The sequence below is a fragment of the Oligoflexus tunisiensis genome, assembly GCF_001748245.1.
GTDB classification, from domain to species: Bacteria; Bdellovibrionota_B; Oligoflexia; order Oligoflexales; family Oligoflexaceae; genus Oligoflexus; species Oligoflexus tunisiensis.
Window position 1 is genome coordinate 4472918 of the sequence record NZ_BDFO01000001.1, and the last position, 11530, is coordinate 4484447.

At 56.8% G+C, this 11530-nt stretch carries 8 protein-coding genes; 5 read left to right on the forward strand and 3 right to left on the reverse strand.

Annotated elements, in window-relative coordinates:
• Window positions 1-7: 7 nt before the first annotated feature.
• Entirely contained in the window at window positions 8-2428 is a 2421-nt protein-coding gene (gene ppsA, locus OLTU_RS18505; RefSeq protein ID WP_141734247.1) for a phosphoenolpyruvate synthase, read from the reverse strand.
• A 166-nt stretch (window positions 2429-2594) separates the two neighbouring features.
• Between ppsA and acsA the strand changes: the two genes are divergently transcribed.
• Genes acsA through OLTU_RS18520 form a run of 3 tightly spaced genes read left to right on the forward strand, consistent with a single transcriptional unit; the run spans window position 2595 to window position 6174 of the window.
• A complete protein-coding gene (gene acsA / locus OLTU_RS18510) occupies window positions 2595-4358 on the forward strand; it encodes an acetate--CoA ligase (RefSeq protein ID WP_141734248.1) in 1764 nt (587 codons plus the stop codon).
• Window positions 4355-5365: a zinc-dependent alcohol dehydrogenase family protein gene (locus OLTU_RS18515; RefSeq protein ID WP_141734249.1), complete on the forward strand. Its 1011-nt coding sequence runs from the start codon at window positions 4355-4357 to the stop codon at window positions 5363-5365. The genes acsA and OLTU_RS18515 overlap by 4 nt, the downstream gene beginning before the upstream one ends.
• Window positions 5362-6174 (forward strand): phosphatidate cytidylyltransferase, encoded by an 813-nt coding sequence (locus OLTU_RS18520; protein ID WP_141734250.1) that lies wholly within the window; start codon window positions 5362-5364, stop codon window positions 6172-6174. The genes OLTU_RS18515 and OLTU_RS18520 overlap by 4 nt, the downstream gene beginning before the upstream one ends.
• On the opposite strand, the gene OLTU_RS18525 is transcribed toward OLTU_RS18520, so the two are convergent.
• Window positions 6163-6921 (reverse strand): hypothetical protein, encoded by a 759-nt coding sequence (locus OLTU_RS18525; protein ID WP_141734251.1) that lies wholly within the window; start codon window positions 6919-6921, stop codon window positions 6163-6165. The genes OLTU_RS18520 and OLTU_RS18525 overlap by 12 nt on opposite strands.
• Before the next feature lie 184 nt (window positions 6922-7105).
• Here OLTU_RS18525 and OLTU_RS18530 point away from each other — a divergent pair, with 184 nt between their 5' ends.
• Together OLTU_RS18530 and OLTU_RS18535 are read left to right on the forward strand one after the other, a co-directional pair.
• Window positions 7106-8248, forward strand: a complete 1143-nt coding sequence (locus tag OLTU_RS18530) for a patatin-like phospholipase family protein (RefSeq protein WP_245676872.1) — start codon at window positions 7106-7108, stop codon at window positions 8246-8248.
• A gap of 73 nt (window positions 8249-8321) precedes the next feature.
• Window positions 8322-9503 (forward strand): class I SAM-dependent RNA methyltransferase, encoded by a 1182-nt coding sequence (locus OLTU_RS18535; RefSeq protein WP_141734253.1) that lies wholly within the window; start codon window positions 8322-8324, stop codon window positions 9501-9503.
• Between the two features lie 9 nt (window positions 9504-9512).
• On the opposite strand, the gene OLTU_RS18540 is transcribed toward OLTU_RS18535, so the two are convergent.
• Window positions 9513-11243, reverse strand: a complete 1731-nt coding sequence (locus tag OLTU_RS18540; RefSeq protein WP_141734254.1) for an ATP-binding protein — start codon at window positions 11241-11243, stop codon at window positions 9513-9515.
• Window positions 11244-11530: the final 287 nt, after the last annotated feature.

Sequence of the window (11530 nt, forward strand, 5' to 3'; positions counted from 1 at the left end):
GCAGCCTTCACTGTCCCCGCTGTCCTTCCGCTTCCAGCCGCTTGACAAGCAGCGTGGTTTTCACGAGCGTATCCGGATTCAGCGAGATGCTGTCGATCCCTTCCCGGACCAGAAATTCCGCAAATTCAGGATAATCACTGGGCGCCTGGCCACAGATGCCGATTTTGGTGTGCGAGGCCCGGGCTTTCCGGATAACCTCGCGCACGGCTCGCTCCACGGCTTCATTGCGTTCATCAAAAATTTCCGACAGCAGTTCCGAATCCCGATCCACCCCCAAGGTCAGCTGGGTCAGATCGTTGGATCCAATGGAAAAGCCATCGAAGATCTTGGCGAACTCATCCGCCAGGATCACGTTGCTCGGAATCTCGACCATCACATAAACGTCCAGCTCATCCTTGCCGCGTTCCAGACCATTCTCTTTCATCACCTCCAGGACCTTGCGCCCCTCGTCCAGAGTTCGGCAGAAGGGAATCATAACCTTGACATTGGTCAGCCCCATCTCCTGTCGCACTTTTTTAAGGGCCGCGCATTCGAGCGCAAAACCCTCACGGTAGAGTTCACTGTAATAGCGTGAGGCCCCGCGAAAGCCGATCATCGGGTTGTCCTCGTCCGGCTCGAACATGCGCCCGCCCAGAAGGTTGGCATATTCATTGGACTTGAAATCGCTGAAACGCACGATCACCGGCTTGGGATAAAAGGCGGCGCCCAGCATGCCCACACCCTCAGCCAGCTTATCGACAAAGTATTGGGTTCGGGACGGCCAGGCCGCGGTCATCTCCGCAATCTTTTCCGCATCCTCGCGGTTTTTCAGTTGATCAAACCGCACCAGAGCCATGGGATGGATGCCGATGGAATGATTGATGATGAATTCAATCCGGGCGAGACCCACGCCATCATTCGGAATATGGGATAAACGGAAGGCTTCCTCCGGATTCGCCATGTTCAGCATGAGCTGGGTCATGGGCCTTTCCTCGATGGCCTTGGCATCAATGGTCTGCTGCTCAAAGGCCAGCGTTCCTTCGTAAACCCGGCCGATTTCCCCTTCCGCGCAGCTTATGGTCACCAGCTGCCCCGTCTGCAGAACGCTGGTCCCGTTCTCCGTCCCCACGATCGCGGGCAGGCCCAGCTCACGGCTGACGATGGCCGCATGACAGGTTCGGCCGCCACGATTGGTGACGATGGCCACCGCACGCTTCATGGAAGGTTCCCAGTCGGGGTCGGTTTTTTCCGTGACCAGCACCTCACCCTGTTCCAGCTCCCGCAGGTTCGCCGCCTCCTGGATGACCCGGACCCTGCCCTGAGCGATTTTTTCGCCCACAGCGCGACCCTGCGCCAGAACCTTTCCCTGTTCCTTCAGCTGATAATAGGAGAAATCCACGGCCTTGTTCTGCGAGTGGATGGTTTCCGGCCTGGCCTGCAGAATATAGAGCTTCCCATCGATCCCGTCCTTGCCCCACTCCATATCCATGGGCGTCTCGCGGCCTTTTTCCTTGGAAAAATATTCCTCGATCTCGACGGCCCAGCGCGCGAGCTGAAGAATGTCATCATCACTGATGCAAAATTTTCGGCGATCGGCCTCTGGCACCGGCACATTGCGCACCATGCGGCTGCCGCCAACGTCATAGATCAGTTTATATTCCTTCGAACCGATCTGCTTTTGCAGGATGGGTCGCCTGCCCTCCTTCAGGGTGGGCTTAAAAACATAAGCCTCATCCGGCGTCACGGAACCCTGCACGATATTTTCCCCGAGTCCATACGAGGCGTTGATGAGCACGGCATTTTTGAAACCGCTTTCGGTGTCGATGGAGAACATGACCCCGGAACTGGCCAGATCGGAGCGCACCATATGCTGCACACAGATGGAGAGCGCGATGGAGAAATGATCGAAGCCCCGATCCTCGCGATAGGAAATCGCCCGATCGGTAAAGAGCGAGGCGAAGCATTGCTTGCAGGACATGAGATATTGCTCGACCGTTCGCACGTTCAAATAGGTTTCCTGCTGGCCGGCGAAACTTGCATCCGGCAAATCCTCAGCCGTCGCGCTGCTGCGAATGGCAACTCCCGCATCCTTGCGTCCTTCGACCAATTCGCGAAAGGCCTCGACCATCGGTTTTTCCAGGGCCGCAGGCAATCTGGAATCAATGATGCGATGCCGAATCGCGTGACCAGCCGCCTGAAGCTGATCGGGATCTTTCAGGTCCGCGTCTTCAATCGTTTTGCGAATGAAATCGCGCAGCCTGTTCTCGTCGAGAAACAGCCAATAGGTGGTGGACGTGATGCCGAAACCGTTGGGAACGGTGATGCCGCGCGCACTGAGGTTGCGATACATGGCGCCCAGGGACGCTGTTTTCCCGCCCACCAAAGGCAAATCCTGCAGACCGATATCTCCCAGCCATTTTATATAGGGTGCGGATGAAGATGGTTTCATGGGGATTTCTCCTCCCTATTTTTTTGTTTCGAGGCCGGCGCCCTTCCATGGAGCAAGGATCATGCCTTCATCGCGCATTTCAAGGACTGGCACAACGATTGCTAACTTGGATTGCTTCATGGATTGATGTGGTTGTTGCAGAAAAACTCCCAACGAGGCACCGCCTATGGAAACAATTGTCAAGCCCAGTCATGACCGGGAACAGGCCAATCTCAAGGACTACGAGAAGGTCTACGCATCCTATGGGTGGCTACAGGCTGAAGCATGTATGACTGGATTGCCAGGACATCACGGTTTAAATATGGCTTATGAGGCGGTGGATCGCCATGTCCAGGTCTTTCATCAGGGTGATAAAGTGGCCCTGCGCTGGTGCCCACAGACGGGCCCGGTCATCGACATGACTTGGCAGGAACTCATGGAACAGACGGCACGCTTTGCCAATGGCCTGACGGCGCTGGGATTGCAGCAGGGTGATGCGGTCTTTGCCCTGTGCCCGCGCCAGCCTGAATTTTACGTGGCTGTGCTTGGCAGTTTGAAACATCGCTGTCTTTTTTCACCTCTGTTTGTGGGATTTGGCCCAGGGCCTCTTCACGCCCGCATGCAGAGCGGTCACGCCCGGGTTCTCGTCACCACCCGGGCGCTCTATCAAACGAAAGTGAAAGCCATTCGCACCGAGCTGCCGGATCTGCACTATGTGGTCCTTATCGATGCGGATCCCGGCTCCGTTCTGGACAAGGGTTGCATCAGCTATAGGGAATGGATGGATGCCAGTTCCCCTCACTATGCGATCGGCCCCACCTCAGCTGAGGATGCGGCTTTGATTCATTTTACCAGCGGCACCACCGGCCGACCCAAAGGCTCCCTGCATGTGCATGAAGCGATCATCGCGCATCATGTCAGCGCGCAGTTCGCCCTCGATCTGCGTGCGGGTGATGTGTTCTGGTGCACCGCCGACCCGGGTTGGGCGACCGGCATTTTCTATGGAATCCTTGCGCCTCTCAGCAACGGGGCGACCGTCCTCGTCGATGGCGGCGAGGGGGACGCGGAGCGCTGGTATCAACTCCTTGAGACACAAAAGGTTAATGTCTGGTATACCGAACCGGCCGCGATCCGGCGGCTGATGCAAAGTGGAGAGGAAGCATCCCAACGCTATCGCTACGAGGACCTGCGTTTGATCGCCAGTGGCGGTGAGCCATTGACCGCAGAGGCCGTGCGTTGGGGTGAAAAGGTTTTTCGAAAACCCATTCACGACACCTGGTGGCAAACGGAAACCGGCAGCATCATGATCGCCAATTTCCGGAGCACGGATATTCGCCCCGGTTCGATGGGCCGGCCTCTGCCCGGTATTCACGCGGGCGTCTTGAAACGGCAGGAAGGCCGTCTTGTGCCGGCTGCGGTTGATGAAGAGGGCGAGCTGGCCCTGCGCACGCCTTGGCCCTCCCTCTTTCGGGCCTGCATCGGGCGGGAGGATAGCTATCGAAAAAGTTTCGTCGACGGCTGGTATCTGACCGGCGATCTCGTGCGCCGGGATGCCGATGGTTATTTCTGGTTTGAAGGCCGCGTCGATGACGTCATCAAATCCTCGGGACATTGGATTGGCCCCTTTGAAGTGGAAAGCGTGCTCATGGAGCATCCTGCGGTGGCCGAAGCCGCTGTGATCGGCAAGCCGGATCCCATGCACTATGAAGTGGGACACGCGTTTGTGACTTTGAAACCGAATCATATGACTCATGAGGATCTGCGCCTTGAGATTCTGGACTTCGCTCGGGAGCGTCTGGGACCGGCCCTGGCCCCACGCGATCTCGTCATTCAATCGGAATTGCCGCATACGCGCAGTGGAAAACTGATGCGACGGCTCCTCAAGGCCCAGGTGCTGGGTGAGCCGGTCGGTGACATGTCCCCCCAGGGCCTGGGAGAAGTCTTCGTATGAAAGCCATGGTTTTGGAAAAGCAGAACGATATCATGGAATCACCCTTGCAACGGGAGGACCTGGCCATGCCCGTTCCCGGTGAACGGGAAATCCGCATCAAGGTCCACTGCTGCGCCCTCTGTCGCACCGATCTGCATGTGATCGAGGGTGATCTGCCTTCGAAAAAACGCCGATTGATTCCGGGCCATCAGGTGGTGGGACATGTCGAGGCCCTGGGTCCGCATGTGCACCGCTTTCCCCTCGGCGCACGAGTCGGCATCGCCTGGCTGCGGCGCACCTGTGGGGTCTGCCCGTCCTGTGAAATGGGCCGGGAAAACCTCTGCGATAGCCCGGAATTTACCGGCTATCACGCGCATGGTGGATTTGCGGAGTATGCCTGTGTGCATGAAGATTACGCGTATGCGATTCCCGCTGTGTTCGACGATGCGGAAGCCGCACCGCTTTTGTGTGCCGGCATCATCGGCTTTCGAGCCTTGAAACGCGCCGAGCTGCCTCCCGGCGGGCGTCTGGGCATCTTTGGCTTCGGCTCGTCCGCGCATATCGTGGCCCAGCTGGCTCTTTATCGCGGCGCGGAATTTCTGGTGATGACGCGGGATGTCGGCCATCAGAAGCTGGCGCGCCAGCTCGGGGCACGGTGGGTGGGTGGCCTCCAGGATGCGTTTCCGGAAAAGGTCGACAGTGCCATTATCTTTGCGCCTTCAGGGGCTCTCGTTCCGCGGGCGCTTGAAGTCCTGAAAAAAGGAGGAACCCTGGCTTTGGCTGGCATTCACATGAGCGATATTCCAGCTTTGAATTATGAGCGGCATCTCTTTTACGAAAAATCTGTGCATTCCGTCACGGCGAATACGCGCGACGATGGAGTGGAACTTCTTAAAGTGGCGGCCGCCATTCCCCTGAGGCCACAGGTTCATCTTTATCCACTGGAAGAGGCCAACCGGGCCCTGCAGGATTTAAAAGCGGATCGGATCCAGGGTACGGGCTGTCTGCAGATTGCAGATCAACCATGATCATTCGCATCATCAGCAGTTTGATCGGTCTGCCGCTGGTTTTGGCCATCCTGATTCTGGGAACGCCCTCTGTCGTTTACAGCTTTTTTGTGGTCATTCACTTTCTGTTGGCGCTTGAGATCATGCGGATTTATGTTGAGGATCCGCAGCGGGGCACGCAGAGTTTTCTCGGCTTTGCCCGGGGCGACTGGATGCGGGCCCTTGCATCCACGTTGGCGTTCATCGTTCTCCTCCTCAGTGAGCCTGAGGGATTGCTGGCCCGTCTCTCCTTCTTTTTATGTGGCGTGGCTCTGCTGTCGGCGCTGCTGCCGGGCACGATCGAGCAGCGCAGTCGCAGCTCGCAGTCCACTGTCCTCGGCATGGTGTATAGCCTCATTCCCTGGCTGATGATCGCGAGCCTCTATGAAAAGGCGGAAAACGAGCGCTTTGTCATTCTTTTGCTCAGCATCGCCTGGGCGGGCGATACCGCCGCTTACTTTGTGGGGAAGACCTGGGGACGAAGGCCCATGGCGCCGATGATTTCCCCTAAAAAAACCTGGCTCGGGGCCTGCGCAGGTTTCGTAGCCAGCGCCCTCGCGGCCTGGATCGTTTCCGCGATCTATGACAATGAATTGGGTGATCCGGCCTTCATGATCGGGGTCGGTGCCGTCTGCGCTCTGTTCGGACAGATGGGTGATCTATTCAAATCGGTCTTTAAACGCCAGCGCGGGGTCAAGGATTCGGGGCGGCTTATGCCAGGGCATGGCGGGCTGCTCGACCGCATGGATGGTGCGCTCATGGCCGCGCCCGTGCTGAACTTATTCTTTTAGCTTATGCCAGCGCCGCAGTTCATCATAGAATGCGGTGAGCGGCTCCAGCCAGTCCGATCGTTTGATCAACGCTCCCACCATGATCTGCAGGGATTTTTGCAGAGCCTGCGGATCAGGTTCCCGGTCGGTGACCATGCGAGGCGCCACTCCCTCCTGGTCCAGCACACGGCCGGTCTGCAGACTTCCTTCCACCCAACGGACTTCCTGATAGACCTTGTTTTCCCGCTGGGTCAGCAGAGCCCGATGCAGAAAGCCATCCCGCCAGTCGATATAAAGATCAACCGGTCCGTCGCCGCGCAGAGCCAGGGTATATTTCTTTTGAAAATTTTCATTAAGCAGAATGGGATCGATGCGCTCGAGTGTGGAACCACAGCGCATGTCCTCCAGAAACGAACGGAGGAAAACCAGAATGCCATCACTATCGTGTATGAATTGAAATCCGATCTTGTCGCGATCCTCATGAACCTTTTTGGCTTTAATGGGACAGATTCTGTGAAACAGGTGGAGATGGCCCGGGATTTCCGGATCAGAAAACTCCGGCAGAGCCAGACCGGATTTCAGAAGGGCGAAACCTCCATAGGAAATGTCACGAAGCCTGGGGTACTGTTCGAGCGGAAATTCCAGACGGATGAAATCAAAGTCCTCGAGATTATAGCGAGTATGCAGGCGGGCTTCGCCTACTGTGAGGGCTGGATCTTCGCTCGTGTTATCCGTCAGTCCCAGCATCTTTTTCAATTTGCCCAGCATTCCCGGCTCCTCCTTTGACATCTTTTAAGCTTAGCAGAAGCCGCGAATCACGTCCAAAGGGTCGCGTGTAGGTATCGGGCTACGGGGCTTTTCGCCAGGCAGGGGATGCGTTATGATGGGGCCGATGGTCCGTCCAACCGGGAGGTGAACCATCTCTTTTGTGCGGGAAAAACGTTTGGCTTTGGTGATGTCGGGAGGCGGGGCACGCGGCGCTTACCAGGCGGGTGTTGTCAAAGCTCTGGCTGAGTTTTGTACCGACATGGGACGTCCTGATGCGTTCACCGTTATCACGGGAGTCAGTGCGGGGGCCATCAACGCATCGTTTCTCGCAGCCCGGCATGAAAGCTTCGTGTGGTCTGCGCATAAACTCACCGAACTTTGGCGCAACATCCATATCGATCAGGTCTTTCGCACGGACCTCCTGTCCTTTGGCAACATCGGTTGGAATCTGGTCACGGATATCATCAGCAGCGGTTCGTTCGGCAGCAGAAGGGCCAACTATCTGCTCGATACCACCCCGCTCTTCCAATACCTGACCGATCATATCGACTTTTTGAACATCCGAAAGAATCTGGAATCAGGCCTGGTGGATGCCCTGGCTCTTTCCGCCACGGATTATGCGACCTCGACCAACATCACCTTTATCAACAGCGTGAAGCCCTATGGGGATTGGCAGCGCATGCGACGCATCAGTGTGCCTTCGGAAATCACACTCCATCACGTCTGTGCATCCGCGGCCATACCCTTGTTTTTCGCGCCGGTCCAGATCGGGGAGCAATATTTCGGCGACGGCTGTTTGCGAAATACGGCCCCTCTGAGTCCCGCCATTCATCTCCACGCCGAATCCATTCTGGTGATCGGCGTGCAGCATCTGGCCAGGCCGGAACCTCAGGTTCCGGTGCAGCATATTCCGAGCATCGCCCGGATTCTGAGCGTTCTGCTCAATTCGGTGCTCCTGGATGGGGTGGGCATCGATGTGGAACGCCTGCGACGCATCAATCATACTTTGAGCCTTGTGCCGGAGTCCGAGCGGGTGAAGTCGCCACTGCGCGTACTCAACTGTCTTCATATCGCCCCGACCGAGGATATCAGCGCCATCGCCTATCAGGAATACGAACGCCTGCCCCGCTCCATTCGGTATCTGGTCGGAGGCCTTGGGTCCAAGGACGATGCCGGCAACCTCGTGAGTTATCTCCTCTTCGTTCCCAGCTACTGCGCACGCCTGACCGATCTTGGCTACCACGATGCCCAGGCCCGTCGCGAGGAAATCACGGAATTTATTCGGAATGCGCTGACCGCGACCGAGATGGCTGCCGGCGTGGGTTGAACGGCCCAATCAAGTCTGGTTCCCCTCGAACCTTGATGCTATAACCGCCGTTTTCCAATGCGGGAGTGTGCGGGTGGAAGGCAGCCCAACCATTTTTGAGGCCGAAGTCACGCATCTATCCAATCAGGGCTATGGCGTGGTCAAGGGCCCCGATCGTGTGACCTGGTTTGTCCGTGGCACCTGGCGGGGGGATGTCGGGCAATTTCTTGCGACCGATGAGTGCGATGGCGCCTATCGCTTTGCGGAATTGATCACGCTGCTGCGCCCTTCGCCTGAACGCCTCCCGGCGCCCTGTCCGCACCTTGGTCTCAGCCCCACGCAGTGTTTCGGCTGTCCCTGGATGATGGTGGACTATGCCGCTCAGCTTGAGGAAAAACAGCACCGCGTGACCTATGCCCTGCAGCGTATTGGTCTCCGTGATGTTTCCGTGCAGCCCATCTGGCCTTCACCGGATGTTTATCACTATCGCCGTCGGGCTCAGTTTAAAACGGATGGGACGGTCCTCGGTTATGCGGGCCGTCAGGGCCTCTGCATCGCGCCGATCACCAACTGCCTGGTCCTGACCGAACGCATGCAGCAGCATCTCGATGCGCTGCGGTCCCGTCTGCCGGATCCGGCATGGACGCCCGGTGCCGGGCATATTTGGAATTATCTGGATATCGATGAGGATTCCAATCCTGCGGCGCTCCCCCTCAATCGACGCCGTCCTTTCCAGCAGGCCAACGCCGAGCAGAATGAAGCGATGCGCAGGTGGCTGGCGGAACAGCTGGAGGAAAAGCCGTGCTCCAGCCTGGTGCTCGAACTCTTCGCAGGATCGGGCAACTTTACCGAAGTGCTGGTTTCATGCGGCTTTTCGAAGATCCTTGCACTTGAAGTTGGCGCGGATGCGATCGAGAGTCTGAAGAAAAGAGAATGGCCTGGCGTCCATGCGCAACGTATGGATCTTTACGGACGCGACGCCATATCTGAGGTGACGACGGTGGCACGGGACGCAATTTCTGAGCTAACGCGAGCGGCCCAGGACGCAAGCATTCTGGTCGCCAATCCCCCCAGGGCCGGACTCGGCGCGCTGTGGAAACTTGTCAAACTCATGCCGCATATCCGCACGGTGGTTTTGATTTCCTGTGATCCTCAGTCCTTTGCCGGCGATGCCCGGCGCCTGGTGCAGCAGGGATTCTCGGCCCGCTGCATTCAGCCACTCGATCAGATGCCCCACACCCCGCATGTTGAAGTGATCGCCCGCTTCGAACGTTGAAAATTTCTTTCAGGCCGTCTGCAAACTTTCACGGGCCTGCGGCAGGGTCAAAACAAAACGCGTATGCGGAGAATCCGCATCCAATTCCAGGTCACCACCATGAGCATGGGCGATGCCACGGGAAATGGAGAGACCGAGTCCTGTGCCCTTGCCCACCCCTTTGGTGGTGAAAAAAGGCTTCATGATCTTGTCCGCCAGTTCCTTGGGAATGCCGGGCCCGGAATCGGTCACCGCGATATGAATCATGCCTTTCTGCGAACGGGCTTCAATCCGAATCCATTTTTCTGGCAGATCCCGGATGGCATCCACAGCATTATTGATCAGATTGATCAAAACCTGGGAAATCTGTACCGCCCGGCACACACAGCAAAGATCCGCAGGGATCAGACTGGCATCGATGCGAATTTCTTCATTCTTCAGCCTGGCTTCACAAAGCGCGAGCGTTTCCTCCACAATGGTCTTTATGCTGGTATTGGCAAAAGGATCGGTACTGCCATCACGCGCCACAAAGCGCAGACTCTTGATAATTCGGCCAATGCGCTCCGCCGTTTTCAGGATAACGCCCGCCGTATGCTTGAGATCCTCGCGATTGAGTTCCTCATGCCGGAGGCGGATTTGAAGTTTCTGGGCCGAACCCTGAATAATGGCCAGAGGATTGTTGATTTCGTGAGCAATACTGCCGGCCATTTCGCCGAGTGAGGCCATTTTTTCCGCATAGAGAAAATTTTCGCGCTGCCGTTCCAGGGACTGCAGGAAGTAACAGATGGTGAAGTAGCCAATGGTCAGTGTCAGCAGATAAACCAAGGTGGCCAGCGCAATCACGCGCCGGCTGCGATAATAACCGGCCAGCAGCTCGTCCGGGTCGCTCGCTATCACAACGGTCCAGCCCATCATGGGCATGTAGTGCGAATAGTTGAGGCGATCCTCATAACCGACCCGACTGTCCGCAAACCGCACGTCCATGATGGAGTGAAAAACCTGCTGCGGGTGCCGACGCCGAACCCGCTCCAGAACAGCTTCCGAATCGGAGTGGGCAATGAGATGGCCCGTTCGCGACACGATGATGGCCTTATCCGAGGACTTGATGGCAACATTTTCGAGCAGCCGCGCCATGTGAGGCGGGACGAGGTCCACGGAAACCAGCCCTTTGAAGCCCTTCGTTTTCCGATCGTAAAAGGGTTTCAGCAGGGAAATGAACGCCACATCGCGGTCGATGTAAGGGTCGGTGATCGCCATCCCCTCCTTCTGCGCCTGCATCCCGTCCCGATACCAGAACTGGTTATGATAATCATAGCGGCTGGTGCTCCATTCATAGGTGATGGTCCGTTCCGCTCCCGGATCCTTGCGATAGACATAGGGCCCGAAATATCGGCTTTGCGGATCAAACGCGTAGGGTTCCCACCAGATGCCGGTGCCATATATAATTTCGCGGGGAGCGCTTTCCAATATCGAGTCGATATACTGTTCAATTTGCTTCGGGTCACGTCCCTCGTAGCGTTCCACAAAAACGGTCAGCGTATCGGCAAGCTGGGTGGCGACACTGCAGTAGTTATGAATCTGCCTGGCGACTCCATTCGCTTTATCCTTTTGATAATCACGCGCCTCGAGCATGGCGCTACGGTAGATGGTGATATTAAAGGTGATGGCCCAGATGAGTCCGAGGGCGGCCAATGCCCAACAAATAAGCGCTACGTGAAAACAAGCGCGTTCGTTTCCGCCTTTCTTTTTCGCAGCGGCCATACCTCATCCCTGGCGCGAGAACAGGTGAAAGCCCGTGGTTTCCGAGCTGCGGAGTCCATAGAACTCTTTCAGATAGGAACTGGCAAGATAAGTTTAGTCTTTACTTATTTTTCAGGAGGACGAACGCGGCCATTTACCAGCGGACGCTTCCGGGTTTTTCCCGATCGAAGTTTTCTGATAACAGCCCCCCGCCTGAGAGCACACAATCATGTTTTTGAAAGGCAAGGTCCCCGGACCGAACCATGGCGTCCTGACCAACTTTTCCTGAATTTTGAGCTGTGGGACCA

Bases quoted from the DNA above. Each gene is read 5' to 3' on its own strand.
- ppsA (WP_141734247.1), bottom strand. From the start codon at position 2,428: ATGAAACCATCTTCATCCGCACCCTATATAAAATGGCTGGGAGATATC.
- acsA (WP_141734248.1), top strand. From the start codon at position 2,595: ATGGAAACAATTGTCAAGCCCAGTCATGACCGGGAACAGGCCAATCTC.
- OLTU_RS18515 (WP_141734249.1), top strand. From the start codon at position 4,355: ATGAAAGCCATGGTTTTGGAAAAGCAGAACGATATCATGGAATCACCC.
- OLTU_RS18520 (WP_141734250.1), top strand. From the start codon at position 5,362: ATGATCATTCGCATCATCAGCAGTTTGATCGGTCTGCCGCTGGTTTTG.
- OLTU_RS18525 (WP_141734251.1), bottom strand. From the start codon at position 6,921: ATGCTGGGCAAATTGAAAAAGATGCTGGGACTGACGGATAACACGAGC.
- OLTU_RS18540 (WP_141734254.1), bottom strand. From the start codon at position 11,243: ATGGCCGCTGCGAAAAAGAAAGGCGGAAACGAACGCGCTTGTTTTCAC.